This window comes from Actinomadura sp. GTD37 (genome assembly GCF_041951365.1).
GTDB lineage: Bacteria > Actinomycetota > Actinomycetes > Streptosporangiales > Streptosporangiaceae > Spirillospora.
In genome coordinates, this window is record NZ_JBGNUS010000006.1 from 111,105 (window position 1) to 130,610 (window position 19,506).

General features: G+C 75.3%; 19 protein-coding genes. 2 read left to right on the plus strand and 17 right to left on the minus strand.

Annotation, left to right across the window (positions count from 1 at the left end; all coding sequences use genetic code 11):
• Window position 1: 1 nt before the first annotated feature.
• From ACA511_RS27985 to ACA511_RS28000, 4 genes are all read right to left on the minus strand, one after another.
• On the minus strand, window positions 2-214 hold the full coding sequence (locus tag ACA511_RS27985; RefSeq protein WP_375027610.1) for a hypothetical protein: 213 nt from the start codon (window positions 212-214) through the stop codon (window positions 2-4).
• A gap of 90 nt (window positions 215-304) precedes the next feature.
• Window positions 305-979 carry a response regulator gene (locus ACA511_RS27990; protein WP_375027611.1) on the minus strand — a complete coding sequence of 225 codons (675 nt, stop codon included), beginning with the start codon at window positions 977-979 and terminating at the stop codon, window positions 305-307.
• Window positions 976-2,121, minus strand: a complete 1,146-nt coding sequence (locus tag ACA511_RS27995) for a sensor histidine kinase (protein ID WP_375027612.1) — start codon at window positions 2,119-2,121, stop codon at window positions 976-978. Before ACA511_RS27995 ends, ACA511_RS27990 begins: the two co-directional genes overlap by 4 nt.
• A gap of 158 nt (window positions 2,122-2,279) precedes the next feature.
• Entirely contained in the window at window positions 2,280-2,735 is a 456-nt protein-coding gene (locus tag ACA511_RS28000; RefSeq protein ID WP_375027613.1) for a MarR family winged helix-turn-helix transcriptional regulator, read from the minus strand.
• A gap of 83 nt (window positions 2,736-2,818) precedes the next feature.
• Here ACA511_RS28000 and ACA511_RS28005 point away from each other — a divergent pair, with 83 nt between their 5' ends.
• Complete coding sequence (locus tag ACA511_RS28005; protein WP_375027614.1) at window positions 2,819-4,324, plus strand: MDR family MFS transporter; 1,506 nt, start codon at window positions 2,819-2,821, stop codon at window positions 4,322-4,324.
• Here ACA511_RS28005 and ACA511_RS28010 read toward each other — a convergent pair.
• The 4 genes from ACA511_RS28010 to ACA511_RS28025 form a co-directional block, all read right to left on the minus strand.
• The gene (locus tag ACA511_RS28010) at window positions 4,321-4,986 is read right to left on the minus strand and encodes a response regulator (RefSeq protein WP_375027615.1); all 666 of its coding nucleotides are present in this window, start codon (window positions 4,984-4,986) and stop codon (window positions 4,321-4,323) included. The two genes, ACA511_RS28005 and ACA511_RS28010, sit on opposite strands and share 4 nt — an antisense overlap.
• A gap of 4 nt (window positions 4,987-4,990) precedes the next feature.
• Window positions 4,991-5,434, minus strand: a complete 444-nt coding sequence (locus tag ACA511_RS28015) for a pyridoxamine 5'-phosphate oxidase family protein (RefSeq protein WP_375027616.1) — start codon at window positions 5,432-5,434, stop codon at window positions 4,991-4,993.
• Entirely contained in the window at window positions 5,415-6,617 is a 1,203-nt protein-coding gene (locus ACA511_RS28020; RefSeq protein WP_375027617.1) for a sensor histidine kinase, read from the minus strand. Before ACA511_RS28020 ends, ACA511_RS28015 begins: the two co-directional genes overlap by 20 nt.
• A 102-nt stretch (window positions 6,618-6,719) precedes the next feature.
• On the minus strand, window positions 6,720-7,397 hold the full coding sequence (locus ACA511_RS28025) for a DUF2249 domain-containing protein (RefSeq protein ID WP_375027618.1): 678 nt from the start codon (window positions 7,395-7,397) through the stop codon (window positions 6,720-6,722).
• A gap of 120 nt (window positions 7,398-7,517) precedes the next feature.
• Here ACA511_RS28025 and ACA511_RS28030 point away from each other — a divergent pair, with 120 nt between their 5' ends.
• Complete coding sequence (locus tag ACA511_RS28030; protein ID WP_375027619.1) at window positions 7,518-8,150, plus strand: helix-turn-helix transcriptional regulator; 633 nt, start codon at window positions 7,518-7,520, stop codon at window positions 8,148-8,150.
• A 19-nt stretch (window positions 8,151-8,169) separates the two neighbouring features.
• Here ACA511_RS28030 and ACA511_RS28035 read toward each other — a convergent pair whose 3' ends face one another.
• The 9 genes from ACA511_RS28035 to tal all read right to left on the minus strand — a co-directional run bounded on the left by ACA511_RS28035 (window position 8,170) and on the right by tal (window position 19,483).
• The gene (locus tag ACA511_RS28035; protein ID WP_375027620.1) at window positions 8,170-8,502 is read right to left on the minus strand and encodes a cupin domain-containing protein; all 333 of its coding nucleotides are present in this window, start codon (window positions 8,500-8,502) and stop codon (window positions 8,170-8,172) included.
• 55 nt (window positions 8,503-8,557) lie between these two features.
• On the minus strand, window positions 8,558-9,760 hold the full coding sequence (locus ACA511_RS28040; protein ID WP_375027621.1) for an Ig-like domain-containing protein: 1,203 nt from the start codon (window positions 9,758-9,760) through the stop codon (window positions 8,558-8,560).
• A 140-nt stretch (window positions 9,761-9,900) separates the two neighbouring features.
• Window positions 9,901-10,656, minus strand: coding sequence for a 6-phosphogluconolactonase (gene pgl / locus ACA511_RS28045; RefSeq protein WP_375027622.1), 756 nt, complete (start codon window positions 10,654-10,656; stop codon window positions 9,901-9,903).
• On the minus strand, window positions 10,653-11,690 hold the full coding sequence (opcA, locus tag ACA511_RS28050) for a glucose-6-phosphate dehydrogenase assembly protein OpcA (protein WP_375027623.1): 1,038 nt from the start codon (window positions 11,688-11,690) through the stop codon (window positions 10,653-10,655). The genes pgl and opcA overlap by 4 nt, the downstream gene beginning before the upstream one ends.
• A complete protein-coding gene (gene zwf / locus ACA511_RS28055; RefSeq protein ID WP_375027624.1) occupies window positions 11,691-13,217 on the minus strand; it encodes a glucose-6-phosphate dehydrogenase in 1,527 nt (508 codons plus the stop codon).
• Between the two features lie 66 nt (window positions 13,218-13,283).
• Window positions 13,284-14,903: a glucose-6-phosphate isomerase gene (locus tag ACA511_RS28060; RefSeq protein ID WP_375027625.1), complete on the minus strand. Its 1,620-nt coding sequence runs from the start codon at window positions 14,901-14,903 to the stop codon at window positions 13,284-13,286.
• Window positions 14,900-16,600 (minus strand): phosphoheptose isomerase, encoded by a 1,701-nt coding sequence (locus ACA511_RS28065; protein ID WP_375027626.1) that lies wholly within the window; start codon window positions 16,598-16,600, stop codon window positions 14,900-14,902. Before ACA511_RS28065 ends, ACA511_RS28060 begins: the two co-directional genes overlap by 4 nt.
• Before the next feature lie 115 nt (window positions 16,601-16,715).
• A complete protein-coding gene (locus ACA511_RS28070) occupies window positions 16,716-18,371 on the minus strand; it encodes a glucose-6-phosphate isomerase (protein ID WP_375027627.1) in 1,656 nt (551 codons plus the stop codon).
• Window positions 18,368-19,483, minus strand: coding sequence for a transaldolase (gene tal / locus ACA511_RS28075; protein ID WP_375027628.1), 1,116 nt, complete (start codon window positions 19,481-19,483; stop codon window positions 18,368-18,370). The genes ACA511_RS28070 and tal overlap by 4 nt, the downstream gene beginning before the upstream one ends.
• Window positions 19,484-19,506 lie beyond the last annotated feature (23 nt).

Here is a 19,506-nt window from a genome sequence, read left to right on the forward strand (position 1 = left end):
GTCAACCTCGGCTCTCGAAGCGGGCGCCGGCGGCGGCGCCGAGCACGGCGGTCAGGATCGGCACGGCGATGAAGGCGGCGAGCAGCACGGGGGTGCCGTCCACGTCGAGCGTCCGGTCGATCACGAAGGTGAAGAACGCGCCCACCGTCTCGGTCAGCAGGAAGCCCGCGGCTCCGCCGACCAGGAACCCGATGAAGGCGCCGGGAATGTTCATGCCTCCAGGGTCGGGACGCGGCATGCCGTCCGGCATCGGCCCGTGGTCCGCACCTGGGGCACCCCGCAGGTTGCGGGGCGGCCGGGCCGGCTACCTCCCGGGTCGCATCCAGCCGGGGCTGACCATGCCCGACTCGTAGGCGAGGACGACCAGCCGGGCGCGGTCCCGCGCGCCCGCCTTCGCCATGATGCGGCTGACGTGCGACTTGACGGTGGCGGGGCTCAGCACCAGCCGGGCGGCGATCTCGTCGTTGCTCTGCCCGGCGGCGACGAGCAGCATGACCTCGCGCTCCCGCTCGGTGAGGGCCCTCAGCCGGGGGCCGGGGACGGGGACCTCGACGCGTCCGGCGAACTCGCCGATGAGGCGCCGGGTGACGGACGGCGTGATCAGCGCGTCGCCGCGCGCCGCGACCCGGACGGCGTGGATCAGCTCGGCCGGCTCGGTGTCCTTCAGCAGGAACCCGGTGGCGCCGGCGCGCAGCGCGCCGTACACGTACTCGTCCAGGTCGAACGTCGTCAGGATGACCACCCGGACGCCGTCGAGGCGCGGGTCGGCGGTGATGCGGCGGGCGGCCTCCAGGCCGTCCGTCCGGGGCATCCGCACGTCCAGCAGCGCCACGTCGGGACGCAGCTCGCGGCAGGCGGCGACGGCCTGCTCGCCGTCGGCGGCCTCGCCGGTCACCGTGATGTCGTCCTCGTCGTCGAGGATGGAGCGGAACCCGGCCCGGACGAGCCCCTGGTCGTCGGCCAGCAGCACCTCGATCATCGCGTGGACGCTCCGTTCCCGTAGGGCAGCCGGGCCCTGACCACGAACCCGCCGTCCGGGCCGGGACCGGCGGTCAGCTCGCCGCCGAGCGCGCGGGCCCGCTCCCGCATGCCGTCCACTCCGCTGCTCCCGCGCTGTCCGGCGGACTGCGCGCCGGGGCCCTGCCCGGGCCCGTCGTCGGCGACCTCGACGAGCAGCTCGCCCGGCCCGTGCGCGACGCTGACGGTGACCTCCGCCGCGGCGGCGTGCCGCGACACGTTCGTAAGGGACTCCTGGACGATCCGGTAGGCGGCGAGGCCCACCTCGGTGGGGGCGTCCGCCGCCTCCGCGACGCGGCCGCGCACGGTGAGCCCCGCCGACCGCGCCGATCCGATCAGCTCGCCGATCCCGTCCAGGCCGGGCGGGGGCGCGGTCGGCGCCTCCTCGTCGGCCCGCCGCAGGATCCCGAGCGTCGCGCGGAGGTCGCGCAGCGCCGTCCTGCTCGACTCCTTGACGGCGGCGAGCGCGGCCTCGCCCTGCGCCGGGTCCCGGTGGAAGCGGTGCAGCGCCGTCCCCGCCTGGACGTTGATGAGCGAGAGGTGGTGCCCGACGACGTCGTGCAGCTCGCGGGCGATGCGGAGCCGCTCCTCGCCGGCGGCGCGGCGCTCGGCCTCCTCCAGGAAGGCCAGGCGGCTGTGCCGGACCCAGCCCAGCGCGACCACGGCGACCACCCAGCCGGTCAGCATGAACAGGGCGATCGCGTTGACGTCGTCGTTGCCGAGCAGCGTCCCGGCGCCGGTGCCGATCACGGTGAGCGAGCCCAGGACGACGGCCGCCCGGAGACCGCCCTCCGCCGCGACCAGGTAGAGCGCCACGATGAGCGCGATCATCAGGGCGCCGTCGTTGACGCTGACGACGTAGTACGCGCCGGTCGCCGCGAGCGTGAGGGCGGCGGCGGCCACCGGCCGCACGCGGGAGAAGTTCAGCGCCCCGCAGGCGAGGACGATCAGCGCCCAGCCCGCCGCCTTCCGCGCCGGCGGCTCCTCGGCGGCGCCGATGAACGAGTTCAGGCTGCCCGCGGCCACGACCAGCAGCACACCGCAGGCCAGGGCCGCGTCCCGGACCCGGCCCGGCCGTACCCAGAGATCGCGGCTGCCACCCATGCGGCCAGCCTAGGCGGACGCCGCGTCCCGCGGAGTCCGCCGCACGGCCCAACGCGCCGCGCCGGACCCGCGACCAGGGGTGTAAGCGGGCCGCCCCCGCGTGCGACCCGAGGATGACCCGCCGGCCGGCGCCGGCCGGACGGGAGCGGCCGGGCGGGTCAGCCGTCGTAGGAGTGGACGAACCGGGCGAGGAGGCGGGCGAACTCGGCGCGCTCCTCGTCCGTCCAGTCGTCCATGGCCTGGGCGAAGTGCTCCTGGCGGGTGCGGCGGGTGGCCTCGACGACGGACCGGCCGGCGCCGGTCAGCTCCAGATGTATGCGGCGGCCGTCCTCCTGGGACGCGACGCGCCGCACGTAGCCGGCCTTGACCGCCTCGGCGACGATGCGGCTGCCGCGCGAGGCGTCCACGCCGAGGCGGGCGGCGACCAGGCCGACGCTCATCTCCTCGCCGGGCCGGCCGGGGCCCTCGTCGACGACGTCCACGACATGCAGGACCTGCACGTCGACGGGGAGGTTGTGGTCCCGGATCGCCGCCTTGCCGAGCCGCTGCCGCGACATGCCCCGGCGCAGCCGGACCATGCTCCGCTCGACCGAGTCCAGTGCCTCCTCGCCCATGGCGGCAGTCTAGTCGGCTTGCGCAGCTCATCTATATGCGCTTAGCATCTAGTTGCTTAACGCATATATATATGGAGGTGCGCATGGCTGTGGCGACCGTTCCGATGAGCCGCCGCGAGCGGCTCTGGGTGTTCGGCGGGCTCCTGCTCGCCGGCCTCATGTCCTCGCTGGACGCGACGGTGCTCGGCACCGCGCTGCCCACGATCGTCGGGGACCTCGGCGGGCTCGACCGGCTCGCCTGGGTGTCGACGGCGTACGTGCTGGCCACCAGCGTCACCGTCCCGCTGTCGGGGCGCCTCGGCGACCTGTTCGGGCGCCGCACGATCCTGCTCATCGGCCTGCTCGGCTTCCTCGCCGGGTCGGCGGCCTGCGGGGCGGCGCCCACGATGAACTGGCTGATCGCCTTCCGGGCCGCGCAGGGCGCCGCCGCCGGCTGCCTGATGAGCTCGATGTTCGCGCTCACCGGCGACCTGTTCGAACCGCGGGAGCGCGCGAAGTACCAGGGGTACTCGGCGGCGGTCTTCGCGGTGTCCAGCATCGCCGGGCCGCTGGTCGGCGGGTTCCTCACCGACCACGCCTCATGGCGGTGGGTCTTCTACGCCAACCTGCCGCTCGGCGTCGCGGCCGCGGCCACCACCGTGCTGTTCCTGCGCCTGCCCAGGCCGGAGCGCAGGCCGGACGTCGACTACCCGGGCATCGTCCTGCTCGGCGCGGCGGTCACCTGCTTCACGCTGTTCACCAGCTGGGCCGGGACGCGGTACGCGTGGGACTCGCCGGCCGTCCTCGCGCTGGGCGCCGGCGCGGCGGTCCTGTTCACGGTGTGGATCCTCGCCGAGCGGACGGCCGCCGAGCCCGTCATCCCGCCGCGCCTGTTCCGCGACCGGTCGTTCAGCGTGGCCTGCGCCGTCGCGGCCGTCGGCGGCGCCACCGGCTTCGGACTCGCCACCTACCTGCCGATGTTCTTCCAGGTCGTCGGGGGAGTGGACGCCACCAGGTCGGGCCTGCTGCTCCTACCGATGATGATCGCGCTCCTCGCCGCCTCCGCGGGCGCCGGCCGGTACATCCACCGGACCGGCCGCTACCACCGCCTCCCGGCGGCGAGCATGGCGATCAGCGCGGCCGGCGTCGCGCTGCTGGCGACCATGGACACCGGTACCGGCCTGTTCGCCGCCGGCTGCTACATGGCCGTCCTCGGGTTCGGCGCCGGCCTCTCCCAGCAGGTCGTCATGCTGATCGCGCAGAACGCCGCGCCGCGGCGGGACCTGGGCGCCGCCAGCTCCGGGGTGTTCGCGACCCGGATGCTCGGCACCGCCGCGGGGATGGCCGTCTTCGGCGCGATCGTGACGAACCGGTTCGCCGAGGAGATCGTCCGGCGCGTCCCGGAGGGGCGGGTCCCCGCGTTCGCCGACGCCGTCCGACCGGAGGTCCTCGCGGCGATGCCCGAGCCCGTCCGGGAAGGCGTCGAGGCCGCCTTCGCGGACGCGTTCGCCGGGCTGTTCCTCGCCGCGCTGCCCGTCCTCGCCGCGGGGCTCGCCGCCGCGCTGCTCCTGCGGCACGTCCCGCTGGCCCCGCGCGGGCCGGAAGGCTAGTCGCCGAGGGCGGCGTCGTGGACGAGGAGCGCGATCTGCACCCGGTTGTTGAGGTCGAGCTTCGTGAGCAGCCGCGACACGTACGCCTTCACCGTGGCGACGCTCAGCGACAGCTCCTTGCCGATCTCGCTGTTGGTCCGGCCGCGCCCGACGAGCGCGGCCACGGCCCGCTCGCCGTCGCTGAGCCGGGCCAGCAGCTCGCGGGCGCGGTCCCGGCGGGGGTCGCCGCCGCTCTCGGCCAGGTAGGACATCATCTTGCGCAGCACGGCCGGCGACATCATCGGCTCGCCCGCCGCGACCTGCCGGATCGCGCGGATGATCTCCGGCGGCGGGGTGTGCTTCAGCAGGAAGCCGCTCGCGCCCGCCCGCATCGCCCGCAGGATGTGGTCGTCGCCGTCGAACGTCGTCAGGATGATGATCTCGGGCGGCTCGCGGCGGCCGCGCAGCAGCTCGGTCGCCGCCAGGCCGTCCAGCCGCGGCATCCGGATGTCCATCAGGACGACGTCCGGCCGGTGCTGGTTGACGGCGGAGACCACCTCGGCGCCGTCGGCGACGTCCGCGACCACCTCCAGGTCGCCGGCGTTCGCCAGCATCATCGACAGCCCGGCGCGGACGAGCGCGTCGTCGTCCACGATCAGCACGCGGACGGGAGGGGAGTCCATCCGGTCAGCCTACGGCCCGTGAGGCCCGGGAGAGGCGGCGGCCGCTGACCTCCCGCGCCGCCAGCCGGAACCACTCGCCGCGGTCGCCGCCCGGCCACGGCCGGACCGGTGCGACCCTGCCCCGCTCCTCCTCCGACAGGTGGTGGGCCCCGCCGCGCAGCAGCACGCTCCAGCCGACGTGGTCGGTCTCGTCGATCCGGTCGACCTGGAACGCCGCCCGGACCTCCCCGCCCACCACCGAGGTCAGCAGGCTGCGGTTCATCCGCCCGGACGTCGACGTCCGAAAGATGACGGCGTCGCCGTCGACGGCGTAGTTCACCGGGATGACCGTGGGCCCCTCGCCGTCGTCGAACGCGACGCGGCCGATGACGCCGCCGGTGATGAGGCGCAGGCATTCGGCGCGGTCGAGTTCTTCCAGGACGGGCCGGTCAGAGGAGTTCGCTGCCATGCACCTCACCTTCCCCGCCCGTTTCGCCGGCATGCGCGGTCCCCAGCGGCAGCCGGGCGCGCAGCCGGAACCGGCCGTCGCCGGTGCGGCCGTGCTCCAGCGTCCCGCCGAGCAGCCCCACCCGCTCGGCGAGCCCGACGAGACCCGCGCCGGCGCCCGGCAGCGGCGCCGCGGGCGGGCCGGGCGGCAGCCTGTTGACGATCTCGATGTCCAGGTCGGCCCCGGCGTCCAGCGTCACCGTGACCTGGGTGCCCGGGGCGTGCTTGCGGGCGTTGGTCAGCCCCTCCTGGACGATCCGGTACGCGTGCCGCCCCACGCGGGCCGGGACGCGGCCGGGGTCGGGGACGTTCTCCTCCAGCGTGATCTCCCCGCCGGCCCGCCGCGACTCCGCCACGAGCGCGGACACGTCCGCGAGCGTCGGCTGCGGGCGCTCCGGATCGCCGCCCGGCGCGTCGTCGCGCAGCACGCCGATCACCTCGCGCAGGTCCTCCATCGCCTCGTAGGCGCTCTGCCGGATGATCCCCGCGGCCTCGCGCTGGTCGGCGGGGGCGTCCGGGCGGAACTCCAGCGCCCCCGCGTGCACCGCCAGCAGCGAGATGCGGTGCGCGAGGACGTCGTGCATCTCCCGGGCGATCCGCTCGCGCTCCAGCAGCCGCGCCTCCTCGACCCGCAGCCGCTGCTCGGTCTCGGCGGCCCGCGCCCGCGCGTCCATCGACGCGATGAGCTGCCGCCGGGACCTGACCAGCATGCCCGCCGTGATCAGCACCGCGTACATCAGCACGAACACGACGGTGCCCTGGCGGAACTGGTGCCAGGTGGAGGTGATCCAGAACAGCGTGACGATGAGCGCCATGTTCGCGCCCGCGATCGGCAGGACCGCCCGCCAGGAGCGCAGCATCGCCAGCGAGTACACGGCGATCGCGGCCGCGCCGAGCGCCGACGTCGCCGTCCACTGGGCGAACATCATCGTGACCGCGACCGCCACGGGGTGCCGGCGCCGGAACAGCAGGAGGAACAGCAGGGAGACCGAGCCGATCGCGAGGTCCCGCGGGACCACGATGGCGACGTCGGGGGGAGGGTCCTCCTTCGTTCCCGACAGCAGCAGCACACCGAGCGCGGCCGCCGCGGCGGTCAGGCCCGCGTCGCCCAGCCAGTCGCGCCACGATCGTCGGAAGAGGTCCACGCGCCCAACGGTAGCGATGCCGTTCGCGCCGGCCAGTGGCCGCAGGTAGCCGGGGCCATCGACTTTGGTCGGCGCACCTCTGGCGGGCGCGGGCCGGGGGGATCAGGCGGGGCGGCCGATGCGGATCCGCCAGCGCTCCGGGCCGGTCTCCTCGTGGTCCCAGGTGAACGCGTCCGGGTGGGCGGCCTCGAACTCGCGCCGCAGGTGCTTCGGGTCGTGGTCGTTGACCAGTGCGAACGACTCGCCGGGCGCCAGCCGGGAGAAGCGTGCGAAGATGCGCGGATGCTTCTGCCCGCGCGGGACCTCGCGGACGTCGACGACGTCGGGCCGTTCGAGGCGCCCGCCGTCCAGGAGCGTCTGCAGGTCGGCGACCAGGAGCCCGAGGTCGGCGCCGGGCGGCCCGGCGAGGGCCGGGAGCAGGACGGTCTCCTCCACGGTGAGGTGGACGGCGAGGACCGACCCGATGTTGCGGGCGAACGCGGCCGGGTCGCCGGAGGCGTCCAGCGCGCCGATGCGCCGCTCGATCTCGGCCGCGGTGGTGCGCATCGCCCGGATCAGCAGCCGGGTCTCCGGCGCGCCCGCCGCCGGGGCGTAGAGTGCCTCGTCGGCGGCGGCGAGATGGCGGCGCAGCTCGCCCGAGCAGAACCCGGCGACGATGCCGGGCTCGTGGTCGGCCAGCGAGGCCAGCCGGTTGCGCAGCCGGTCGTGGATGTGCCGGACGACGGCCGCCGCGCGCACGGCGGGGTCGGTCTCGGTCGCCTGGATGAAAACGTCGGGCATGGTCACCCCTTCCTCTCCGCGTTCTATTATTATTACATGTAGCCTTGTGAGAAATGTGCGCCGGCCGCCGGGCGCCGCCGCGAGGGCGGCTCCCGCCGGCGGCGGAGAGGAGTGAGCGGCATGACCACCGAACGTTCGCGCCGCGCCGAGGTCCTCGACATCCTGCGCGACGCCGGCGTCCCGCTCGGCGTCACCGAGGTCGCCGAGCGGCTCGGCGTCCACGCCAACACGGCGCGCTTCCACCTGGACGCGCTGACCGCCGAGGGCGCCGTCGAGCGGACCGCCGAGCAGCCCTCCGGGCCCGGCCGCCCCCGCACCGTCTACACGGCGCGCGCCGGCATGGACCGCGGCGGCGCCCGCGGCTACCGGCTGCTCGCCCAGATCCTGCTCAGCCGGCTGGCGTCGGAGGGGCCGGGCGCCCGCGAGAACGCCGCGCAGGCGGGCCGCGAATGGGGCCGCTACCTGGTCGACCGGCCGCCGCCGTTCCAGCGGCTGACCGGCGCTGAGGCGGCCGACCGGCTCACCGCACTGCTGGACGACCTGGACTTCGCCCCCCGGCCCGACGGCGACATCATCCGGCTGCGGCACTGCCCGTTCCTGGAGCTCGCCGAGGAGTACGGGCCGCTGGTCTGCGACGTCCACCTCGGCCTCATGCAGGGGGCGCTGAAGGAGCTCGACGCGCCGGTCGAGGCCGACCGGCTGGAGCCCTTCGCCGAGCCGGGGGCCTGCCTCGCGCACCTGCGCCGCGACTGACCCCGGCCCGGCACGCGGCTCAGCCGGTCTTGGCGACGGTGAGCAGGACCGCCGCGTCCTCCACGGCCTCCAGGCTGTGCCGCGCCTCCGGGACGATCAGCAGGTCGCCGGTCATCCCGTCCCAGTGGTTCTCCCCGGCGTGCAGCCGGACGCGCCCGTGCAGGACGTAGATCGTGGCCTCGCCGGGGCTCTCGTGCTCCGCCAGCGACGTGCCCGCCGTCAGCGCCACCAGCGTCTGGCGCAGGACGCGCTCGTGCCCGCCGTAGACGGTGTCGGCGCTGCGCCCGGTCGAGCCGGCCGCGGCGCGCTTCAGATGGTCACGTACCTGTGCGTCCAACGAGAGCTTCTGCATGGATCAAGTGTGCCCTTGATCGCGTGGCGCACGCGAGCGGGGCCCCCGGAACGGCTCAGGTCAGGGGGAGCCCGGTGACCGGCTCGCCGATCGCGCTCCCCGCCAGCCAGCCGTCCCAGGACTTCGCCCACGGGGTCGGGCCGTTGCCGAACCGGAGCTGCCGCGTCGTCCCGGTCACCTTGACGACGTCGCCGCGGTTGGTGAAGTCGTAGAACCACTTGGCGTCCGACGGCGAGGCGTTCACGCACCCGTGGCTGACGTTGTCGTTGCCCTGCGAGTCGGTCGACCACGGCGCCGAGTGGACGAACGTCCCGCTGTAGGTGAGGCGGACGTTCCACTTCGTCGGGATGCGGTACTCGCCGGGGTCGCCGGTGGTCGCCGAGTCCATGACGATGTTCGCCGCCTTCTCCTGCGCGATCATCGTCCCGCTGTAGCTGTCGTGGCCCGGCTTGCCGAGGCTGACCTTCATCGTCCGCACGGTCCGGCCGCCGTCGGTGACCGTCGCGCGGTGCTTCTTCGCGTCGATGGTGGTGACGTGCCGCGGGCCGACGGTGAAGCTCGCGCTCCGGTCCTTCATCCCGTACAGGCCCTCGCCGGCCTTCAGCCCGGCCAGGTGCGCGACGACCTTCACCTTCTGCCCGGACGGCCAGTAGTCGCGGGGCCGGAAGTCGACCTCCTTGTCGCCGATCCAGTACCAGGCGCCCTCGACCGGCTTGGACATCCGGACCTCGAGGGCCTTCTCCACCGCGATCTTCCCGGCCTTGGTGCCCACCGGCCGGGACAGCAGCAGCTGCACCGGCATGCCGACGCCGACGGTCTCGCCGTCCAGCGGCGACATGCCGGACGTCAGCTTCTTCGCGGGCGTCAGCGTCGTGAACGTGGAGGTCGCGGTGACCGCCTTGCCGCCGTCTCCGGCGGCCTTCGCGGTCACCGTGTACGTCGTGGACGGACGCAGCGTCCACGCCGACTTCCACGACCTGCCGTCCGCCGCGAGCCTGCCCTCCGCCTTGGCGTTCTTCTTGCCGTAGGTGAGGGTGACGCTGGTCAGCCTGCCCTTGTCCGCGGTGACGGTGACGGGCTGGTCGGGCGCCGCCTGCTTCGTGCCCGTCGCGGGCGCGATGGCCAGCTCGACCGCGTCCTCGGCCTTGCCGCCGCCGCCCTTGCCGCCGCCGTCGCCGCCCGACGAGCAGCCCGCGACGGCGACGAGCACCGCCCCGGCGATCGCCGCGCCCGCCGTCCCGGTCCGACTCCTGAGCACCTGGGAACTCCTCACGCTCGCCTGCTCGGCCCGGGGTGCGGGCCGTCCTCGGTCAAGGCATGCACAAGGTATGCACGTGCTCAGGTTATGCACGGTTCAGCGCGAGGCATGCGGAACCGCGCACACTCTTCGGCCTTCTCTCAGCCGTGCAGCTCCGACGCGGCGGCCCGGTCCAGCAGGAACAGGGTCCGGTCCCGGCCGCGCGCCCCGGCCGCGGGGGCGCGGGAGACGTCGGCGCCGTCCGCCAGCCCCAGCCGGACGGCCTCCGCCTTCGACTCGCCGGCCGCGAGCAGCCACACCTCCCGCGCCGCGCGCAGCGACGGGAACGTCAGCGAGATCCGCGTCGGCGGCGGCTTCGGGGAGTCGCGCACCGCCACCACCGGGCGCTCGTCGTGCAGCGCCGGCCGGCCCGGGAACAGCGACGCGACGTGCGCGTCCGGCCCCACGCCGAGCATCAGCACGTCGAACACCGGGACCGGGCCGCCCCCCGGGGAGGCGGCGGCGCGCAGCGCGGCGGCGTACCGCTCGGCGGCCGCCTCCGGGTCGTCGCCGTCCGGGCCGTCCGACGCGGGCATCGCGCGCACCCGCGCCGGGTCGACCGGGACGTGGTCGAGCAGCGCCGCCCGCGCCCCGGTCTCGTTGCGCTCGGCGTCCCCGGCGGGGCGGAACCGCTCGTCACCCCACCACACGTCCAGGCGGCCCCAGCCGATCGCGCCGCGCGCGGGGGCGGCGGCGAGCGCGGCCAGCACCGCCGTGCCGGCGCCGCCGCCGGTCAGCACGACCGACGCCGCGCCGCGCGCCGCCTGGGCGTCGGCGATCCGGGTCACCAGCCGCGCGGCGGCGGCCTCGGCGAGCAGGTCCAGGTCGCGGTGGACCAGGACGGACGGGGCGGTCACGCCTCCCCGTCCCCGGCCGCGTCCTGCCGCCGCTCCTCGGCGTGCTGCCTGGCGGGCCCGGTCGTGGCCGCCTCCGCGGTCGCCGACAGGGGCTCGCTCGCGACGCCGGGCTTCGCCGTGCCGTGCGCGAGGTCCTTGGCGAACCGGGCGGCGGCGTCGCGGTAGACCTCGTCGGGGTCGAGGCGCCGCAGCTCCTCGGCCAGCAGCTCGGCCATCGGGCGCCGCAGCAGCGACACCTGCCGGTCGGGCTGCCCCGGGCGGCACAGCGTCGCGACCCGCCCGTCCGGCCGGTGGATCACGATGTCGCCGGACGTCGTCGTCAGCCGGACCCCGGTGATCCCCGGCCCCTCGGAGACGGTCCGCCCCATCGGCACGCCCAGCCGGGTGGACAGCCACGCGGCCAGCAGCTCCGCGCTCGGGCTGTCCGGCTCGGCCGTCACCTCGCCGGACACGATCTCGTCGTGGTGCTGGTCGAGCGCCGCCGCGAGCAGCGACCGCCACGAGGTCAGCCGCGTCCAGGTGAAGTCGGTGTCGCCCGGCCGGTAGCCCTGCGCGAGCTGGGCGAGGGTGCCGAGCCGGTCGCGGGCCGCGTAGGAGTCGGTCACCCGGCGCTGCGCGAGCGCGCCCAGCGGGTCCGCGGCGGGGGCCTTCGGCACCTTGCCGCCCGGCCACCACGTCACCACCGGCGTGTCCGGCATGAGCAGCGGGACGACGACCGAGTCGGCGTGCTCGGCGAGCGGCCCGTACATGCGCAGCAGCACCGTTTCGCCCGGGCCGGTCTCGCCCATCCGGATCTCGGCGTCCAGCCGCGACGAGTTGCCGCGCGGGTCGCGGGAGATCACGGTCAGCACCCGGCAGGGGTGCTCGCGCGCCGCCTCGGTCGCGGCGCGGACCGCGTCGTACTGCGCCGACTCGTCGGTCACGATGATCAGCGTGAGCACCATGCCGACGGCCGGGCCGCCCATCAGATGCCGGGACTGCGTCAGCGCGTCCTGGATCTTGCGGGTGGTGGTTCCGGTGAGATCGATGTTCATCTAGAGCCGCCTCCAAGAACGCCCGTCCCGCGCCATCAGCTCGTCGGCGCTGCCGGGTCCGTAACCGCCGGACTTGTACTGGTCGAGACCGCCGCGGGTCGCCCAGTACTCGGTGATCGGGTCGAGGATCTGCCAGGACAGCTCGACCTCCTCCTGCCGGGGGAACAGCGGCGGGTCGCCGATCAGCACGTCCAGCAGCAGCCGCTCGTAGGCCTCGGGGGAGGTCTCGGTGAACGACTCGCCGTAGGCGAAGTCCATGTTGACGTCGCGGATCTCCATCGAGGTGCCGGGCACCTTGGAGCCGAACCGGACCGTGATGCCCTCGTCCGGCTGCACCCGCATCACCAGCGCGTTCTGCCCGAGCTCCTCGGTGTCGGTCTGCGAGAACGGCAGGTGCGGCGCCTTCTGGAACACCATCGCGACCTCGGTCACCCGGCGGCTGAGGCGCTTGCCCGTGCGCAGGTAGAACGGGACGCCCGCCCAGCGACGGTTCTCGATCTCCAGCCTGATCGCGGCGTAGGTCTCGGTGCGGGAGTCGGCCGGGATGCCGTCCTCGTCGAGGTATCCCTTGACGTCCACGCCGCCCTGCCAGCCGGACGCGTACTGCCCGCGCGCGGTCGCCCGGGCGAGGTCGCCCGGCACCCGCACCGAGGACAGGATCTTGGCCTTCTCGGCGCGGACGGCCTCGGCGCGGAACGACGTCGGCTCCTCCATCGCCGTCAGCGCCAGCAGCTGGAGCAGGTGGTTCTGGATGACGTCGCGGGCGGCGCCTATGCCGTCGTAGTAGCCGGCCCGGCCGCCGATCCCGATGTCCTCCGCCATCGTGATCTGCACGTGGTCGACGAACGAGCGGTTCCAGATCGGCTCGAACATCGTGTTGGCGAACCGCAGCGCCAGGATGTTCTGCACCGTCTCCTTGCCGAGGTAGTGGTCGATCCGGAAGATCGACTCCTCGGGGAAGACGCGGTGCACGGTGTCGTTCAGCTCCACCGCGGTCTTCAGGTCGCGGCCGAACGGCTTCTCGATGACGACCCGGCGCCAGGCGCCCTCCTTGCGCTCGGCCAGCCCGCTGCGCTGCAGCTGCTCGACGACCTGCGGGAAGAACTTCGGCGGGATCGACAGGTAGAAGGCGTAGTTGCCGCCGGTGCCGCGGCTCTCGTCGAGCTCCTTGACCGCCATCGACAGCGCGTCGAACGCGCCCGGGTCGGAGAACTCGCCGGGGACGAAGTGCATGCCGGCCGACAGGTGCGTCCACACGTCCTCGCGGAACGGGGTCCGCGCGTGCGCCTTGACCGACTCGTAGGCGATCTGCCGGAAGTCCTCGTTCTCCCAGTCGCGGCGCGCGAAGCCGACCAGCGAGAAGCCCGGCGGCAGCAGCCCCCGGTTCGCCAGGTCGTAGATCGCCGGAAGCAGCTTCTTGCGGGACAGGTCCCCGGTGACCCCGAACAGTACGAGCACGCACGGCCCGGCCACCCGCGGCAGGCGCTTGTCCCGCGGGTCGCGGAGCGGATTGGCTGGGTTGGTCACGTGGCCCCCTCTTGTCGCACTGCGCCTTCTTCGTCTACTGCTGCAAGCATCCTGCCCCAACTCGTCTCACGGGACCCAACTCTCGGGCGGGCGCTCGTCGGCCCCCCGGGCGGCGTCCAGCAGCCGGGCGAGTCCCGCCCAGCGGTGCTGCAGGTGCAGCCGGACCACCGGGCGGCCCGCCGCGCGCGCGTCGCGGGCGTCGCCGAGCGCCCGCGCGAGCTGCAGCATGCCGAGCCGGTGGTGCCGGCCGGGGACCGGCACGTCGCGGACGACGTTCCCGGTGACCAGCAGGTACACGCCCCCGCCGGGCCGGTCGCCGCCCGCCGGGCGGGGCCGCGCGCCCCAGCCCGCCCGCACCGGCCGGCCGGACCGGGCGGCGAGCAGCGCGGCCAGCCGGCGCACCTGCGCCCCCTGCCCGCGGGTCTCGTCGGGGTCCAGGTAGGCGACCAGGTCCAGGTGCTCGCCCGGGCCGATCGCGGCGGCCAGCGCGTCCAGCAGCGCGGTGAGGCCGGACGCGCCGAGCAGCGCCGGCACGGTCGTGTGCGCCTCGACGGCGCGGCCGTGGTCGCCGTCGGCGAACAGCGGCTCTCCGGTCCCGTCGTCGAGGGTCATCGGGGCGGACGGGCCGGCCGGCGCGAGCGGGTCGGCCTCCAGCAGGTAGGCCGCCACGGCGGCGGCGTACTCCCACACCACGAGCTGGGCGGCGAGCGGGCCGGTGACGGTGGCGTCGTCCTGGTGGGGGCGGCCGCCGAACGTGACCAGGAACAGGTCGTCGGCGGGCGCCAGCGGCAGGCCGCCGTCCTGGACGACCGGGACCAGCCCGCCGCCGGCCGTCTCCTCCAGCAGCGCCGCCGCCCAGCGGGCGATGCCGGGCAGCTCCGCCGGGTAGCCGCCGAGCACCGCCGTGCGGCGGCCGGCGCGGGCGGCCCCGCCGAGGAGGGCGCCGAGGACGAGGCCCGGGTTGTTCTCCGGCCGCGTCAGCGCGGGCAGCACGGCGGCGGCCTCGCTCAGCAGCGTCCGGACGTCGGCGCCGGCGAGCGCGGCGGGCACCAGCGCGTAGGGGGACAGGGCGCCGAACGCGGTGGCGGCCGGGGCCTCCACCAGCGCGTGCCCCGCCTCGGCCGCGTGCTTGGCCGCCGCCGCGCGCGGCTCGGCGACCGCGACGAACCGCCGGGCGGCCTCGGCGGGGGAGAGGCCGGCGTCGGCGAGCATCTCGGTGAGCACGAGGCGCAGCGTCTCGGCGGCCGGGTCGCCGCCGGTCACCACGATCACGGTGCGGGCGAGCCGCTCCCCGTCGTCGCGCAGGCGCAGCAGCGGGCCCGGCTCCAGGCCGTCCAGGACGGTGAGGGGCGTGCCGCCCGCGGCGGCGATCAGCTCGGCGGCGCGGGCCGGGGCGCCGCCGCCGAGGAGCACGACCTCCGTCAGCCCGTCGCCGCGGGCCTGCGCGCGCAGCTCCTCGGCACGGTCCAGGACGGCCCGGCCGGGACCCGGCTGGCCGGGCCAGCACAGTGGGCGGCCCTCCACCCCGGCGGTGGCGGCGGACGGCCACAGCGACGGGTCCTCCGACGCCAGCCGGACCGGCACCTGGTCGATCCACAGCCTGCCGAGGACCCGCTCCGCGGCCTCCTTGAGCGGCCCGCGCGCGGTGATGGCCGTCTCCCCCGAGACGACGGCGGTGAAGCTCACGGCCTGCGCGCCCCCGCGACCGCCCGGACCGCCTCGGTGAGCCTGCCCGCGCCCTCGACCGGGTCGCGCAGGTGCAGCCGGATCACCGGCAGCCGCCGTTCGCGCAGCGCCCGCAGCTCGCCGAGCGCGCGCGCCAGCCGCAGCTGCGCCAGGCTGTAGGGGCGGCCCGGGACGGGGTGGGCGGCGAGCGCGTCGCCCGGCGCCGGGTCGCCGGTGATGATGAGGAACGCGCCGTTGCCGGGGCCGTCCTTGTGCACCGGGCCGGTCGCGTGCGGGTAGCCGGGGCCCGGCCCGTAGGCGACGGGGCGCCCGGACGCGCGCGCCAGCGACGGGGCCAGGTACCGCCCGGAGAAGTCTCCCGACAAATACGTCATTACCGACAGATACCCATCGGACGGCACCGAGGCGACCAGCCCCCCGAGAACCGTCTGCAACTCGGCGCCGGCCGGCCACGGGAAGTCGGCGTGCACCTCGATGCCGTCCTCCACGTACACCGGCCGCTCCTCCGTCAGCGAGCCCGCGGACGCGGTGCGCAGCAGCGTCGCCGCGTCGTCCTCCGCCTCCTGGACGACCGAGCTGCCCGCCTCGAACGGGTTCACGCCGAGCAGCCACCCGGCGACCGCCGTCGCGTACTCCCACAGCAGGAACTGCGCGCCGAGCGGCGCCCACACCGCGGTGTCGGAGTCGTCCTGCGCCGCCGACCGCGGATTCACCGACACGCCGTGCACGTCGGGGAAGTCGCCGCGCCCGCCGGACGGCTCGAACGCCAGCACGCCGCGGCCCCGCTTGCCCGTGCCGACCGCGAGGAGCTGGGAGATCCACGCGCTCAGCGCGCCCGGCCCGCCCGGCTCGCGCAGCAGCACCTTGTCGCGGGCGAGGCCGCCCGGCTCCTGCTGCGCGCAGCCGCCGATGACCGCGCCGAGCAGCAGCCCCGGGTTGTCCTCGTCCTTGGACAGCGACGGCACCAGCGACGCCGCCTCGTCCAGCAGCCGCTCGGCGTCCGCGCCCGCCAGCACCGCCGGGACGAGCCCGTACGCCGACAGCGCCCCGTAGTGCCCCGGCAGGTAGGGGTCGGTCAGCCCGATCCGGTAGCCGCACTGCCGGGCGAAGTCGTGCAGCGGGCTCCCGTGGTCGGTGATGACCAGGAACCGGCCCGCGATCTCCCGCTCGGACAGGCCCCGCTCACGGAACGCCTCCGCGAAGATCCGCCGGTAGGCGTCGCCCTCCAGCGACACGCCCGCCTTGCTCGCCAGCACGACGAGCGTCCGGTCGAGCCGCTCCATCGCGAACGCCAGCGCGGCCGTGTCGCCGCCGTCCAGGACCGTCAGCTCGCCGGTCGTCCGCGCGCCCGGCCCGGTCCCGCCGGCCGGGCCGCCCGCTGCGGCGAGCGCCGGGGCGTGCGCCTCCATCACCGCCTGCGCGGCGAGGCTCTCCGCCCCGACGCCGATCAGCACGATGTGGTCGAGCCCCGAGTAGCGCGCCTCCGACACCAGGCCGTTCACCTGGCTCAGCAGCCCGCGGGAGGCGAACGGCAGGTCGAGCCAGCCCAGCCGGCTGTGGTCCACCGCGCGCCGCCCCCACAGCCGCGGGTCCTTGGCGGCCAGCGCGCCGGGGACGCCGCAGCTCACGAGGTAGTCCCTCGCCCGCAGCGCCGAGTCCAGCACGTCGCCGCGGGTCAATACGTCGAATCCGGACACCGTTCCCTCCCGGCCCCCATCGTTTCAGGAGAGAACGGGCATTCGCGACCATCTCTGATGATCTCTTTTGCGGCATCCCGGATCCGGCCGGTCGCGCAGCGTCCGGACGGGCCGGTCAGGCCAGCGCCGCGGCGAGCTGCGCGAGGCCCTCGGCGCGGTCGCGCAGGTGCAGCCGGACCGCCGGGCGGCCGAGCGACCGCAGCACCCGCAGGTCGCCGAACGCCTGCGCGAGCTGCAGCTCGCCCAGGCTGTACGGCCTGCCCGGCACCGCGACGTCGCCGGTGACCGCGCCGGTGATCTGGAGGAACGCCCCGTTCGGCGGCCCGCCCTTGTGGTACTGGCCCGCGGTGTGCAGGTAGCGCGGGCCCCAGCCGAACGTGACCGGCGCCGGACGCCTGCGGACCTTGCCGCCCCGCGCGGCCAGCAGCGGCCGCAGCCCGGCCGCCGCCGCGTCCCCGGCACGGTCCAGGTAGGCGAGCACCGCCAGGTAGCCGCCGTCCGGGACGTCCGCGAGGAGCGTCTCCAGCGCCTCGGCCAGCGTCCGCGCGCCCCGCAGCGCGTCCTCGGGGGCGTGCAGCTCGACCGCGCCCTCCACCAGCTCCGGCGGCCGCCGCACGACGGTCGGCGCCGCGCCCTCCTCCGACCGCAGCAGCGCGGCGGTGCTCTCCCGCGACTCGCCGGCGTCCGGGTCGCCGAACGGGTCCACGCCGATCACCCGGGCCGCCACCGCGACCGCGAACCCCCACAGCAGGAACTGCGCGCCGAGCGGCCCGGCGACGCTCACCCCCGCCTCGCGCCCGGCGCCCGGCTCGTCCGGCCGGCGGCCGAGGACGACCCGCCGCAGGTCGTCGGCCAGTTCGAAGCCCGGCGCGTCCGCGCTCTCCACCACGACCGGGAGCAGGCCCTTGCCGTCCTTGCCCAGCGCCCCGGCGACCAGTTGCTCCGCCCATCCGGCGAGCCCGTCCAGACCCGAGCCGTGGTCGGCGATCACCAGCTTGTCGCGGGCGCCGAGCGCCGACGAGCCGAGCGCCGCGCCCAGCGCCAGCGCCGGGTTGTCGTAGGGCTGCCGCAGCGTCGCCGCGAGCCCGGACGCCTCGTCGAGCAGGGCGTCCACGTCCACGCCGGCGAGCGCCGCCGGCACCAGCGAGCGGGCGCCGAGCGCGCCGAACCGGTCGTCGGCGCCGGGCTCGGCGAGGACGCGGGGGTGGCCCGCCTCCTCGGCGTCGCGGGCGAGGTCCGAGCCCTCCTCCGCCACGACGACGAACCGGCGCGCCAGGTCGGCGCCGCCCAGCCCGGCGGCGGAGAACGCGCGCCCGAACACGCGGCGCAGCGCGTCCGCCTCGACGCCCTCGCCCGCCACGACCACGAGCGTCCGGTCCAGGTCGCCGGCCAGGACGCGCGACACCTCGTGCGGGTCGGTGGTGTCGAGGACGGTCAGCTCGGCGCCCGCCGTCCGGCACATCGCCTCCGCGGCCGCCGCCGCGCCCCCCGCGGCGGCCAGCACGACCCGGTCGAGCCCGGCGGCGCGGGCCTCGCCGGCCGGGCCGGCCAGCCGGTCCCGCAGCGACCGCGAGGTCGCCGGCGGGTCCAGCCAGCCGAGCCGGCGGGCGGCGAGCGGGGCCGCGTCCGGCCCCCACAGCTTGGCGCTCCGGGACGCGAGCGAACCCGGCACGCCGTCGGAGACGAGCCGGTCCAGGACCGTCTCGCCCTCGTCGACGACGGCGCCGCGGATGGTGACCGAGATCCCCCCGGCGGTCACCACCGAGGTCACGCGCCGGCCCTCTTGGACTCCAGCTCGCCGGTGATGGAGTCGAGCATGCCCTTCCACGAGTCGGCGAACTTCGCCACGCCCTCGTCCTCCAGGACGCGCACCACGTCGTCGTAGTCGACCCCGGCGTCCTTGAGCGCCGCCATGTGCGCGCGGGCGTCGTCGTAGGCGCCGCGGACGGTGTCGCCGCGCACCTGGCCGTGGTCGGCCTCGGCCACCAGCGTCGCCTCCGGCATCGTGTTGACGGTGCCGGGCGCGACCAGCTCGTCCACGTACAGCGTGTCGTTGAGGTCGGGGTCCTTCACCCCGGTCGAGGCCCACAGCGGCCGCTGCGGACGGGCCCCGGCGTCCTTGAGGGCCTTCCACCGGCCGGTGCCGAACCTCTCCTCGTACAGCGCGTACGCGAGCCGGGCGTTGGCGAGGCCCGCCTTGGACCGCAGCCCCTTCGCCCCGTCCGAGCCGAGCTTGTCGAGCCGCTTGTCGATCTCGGTGTCGACCCGGCTGACGAAGAACGACGCCACCGACGCGATCTTCGACAGGTCGTGGCCGTTCTCCCGCGCCCGCTCCAGGCCGGCGAAGAACGCGTCGATCACCGCGCCGTAGCGCTCCAGCGAGAAGATCAGCGTCACGTTCACGCTGATGCCCTGCGCCAGCGTCTCGGTGATCGCGGGCAGGCACTCCTCCGTCGCCGGGATCTTGATGAACAGGTTGGGCCGGTCGACCAGCCACCACAGCATCCGCGCCTCGGCGACCGTCTTGGCCGTCTCCTTGGCCAGCCGCGGGTCGACCTCGATCGACACGCGGCCGTCGACGCCGTCCGTGCGGTCGTACACCGGGCGCAGCACGTCGCAGCCCCAGCGGATGTCGAAGGTGGTGATCGCGCGGGACGCCTCCTCGACGTCCACGCCGAGCAGCGCCAGGTCGCGGACCTGGTCGTCGTAGGCGTTCCCCTTGCTCAGCGCCTTCGCGAAGATCGTCGGGTTGGACGTGACGCCCACGACGTGGCTGTCCTTGACCAGCTCCGCCAGGTCGCCCGTGCGCAGCCGCTCCCGGCTGATGTCGTCCAGCCAGATCGACACGCCCTCGTCCGAGAGCCGCTTCAAGATGTCGCTCATCGCTCTTCTCCTCGTCATCGAGT

Bases quoted from the DNA above. Each gene is read 5' to 3' on its own strand.
- ACA511_RS27985 (WP_375027610.1), bottom strand. From the start codon at position 214: ATGAACATTCCCGGCGCCTTCATCGGGTTCCTGGTCGGCGGAGCCGCG.
- ACA511_RS27990 (WP_375027611.1), bottom strand. From the start codon at position 979: ATGATCGAGGTGCTGCTGGCCGACGACCAGGGGCTCGTCCGGGCCGGG.
- ACA511_RS27995 (WP_375027612.1), bottom strand. From the start codon at position 2,121: ATGGGTGGCAGCCGCGATCTCTGGGTACGGCCGGGCCGGGTCCGGGAC.
- ACA511_RS28000 (WP_375027613.1), bottom strand. From the start codon at position 2,735: ATGGGCGAGGAGGCACTGGACTCGGTCGAGCGGAGCATGGTCCGGCTG.
- ACA511_RS28005 (WP_375027614.1), top strand. From the start codon at position 2,819: ATGGCTGTGGCGACCGTTCCGATGAGCCGCCGCGAGCGGCTCTGGGTG.
- ACA511_RS28010 (WP_375027615.1), bottom strand. From the start codon at position 4,986: ATGGACTCCCCTCCCGTCCGCGTGCTGATCGTGGACGACGACGCGCTC.
- ACA511_RS28015 (WP_375027616.1), bottom strand. From the start codon at position 5,434: ATGGCAGCGAACTCCTCTGACCGGCCCGTCCTGGAAGAACTCGACCGC.
- ACA511_RS28025 (WP_375027618.1), bottom strand. From the start codon at position 7,397: ATGCCCGACGTTTTCATCCAGGCGACCGAGACCGACCCCGCCGTGCGC.
- ACA511_RS28030 (WP_375027619.1), top strand. From the start codon at position 7,518: ATGACCACCGAACGTTCGCGCCGCGCCGAGGTCCTCGACATCCTGCGC.
- ACA511_RS28035 (WP_375027620.1), bottom strand. From the start codon at position 8,502: ATGCAGAAGCTCTCGTTGGACGCACAGGTACGTGACCATCTGAAGCGC.
- opcA (WP_375027623.1), bottom strand. From the start codon at position 11,690: ATGAACATCGATCTCACCGGAACCACCACCCGCAAGATCCAGGACGCG.
- tal (WP_375027628.1), bottom strand. From the start codon at position 19,483: ATGAGCGACATCTTGAAGCGGCTCTCGGACGAGGGCGTGTCGATCTGG.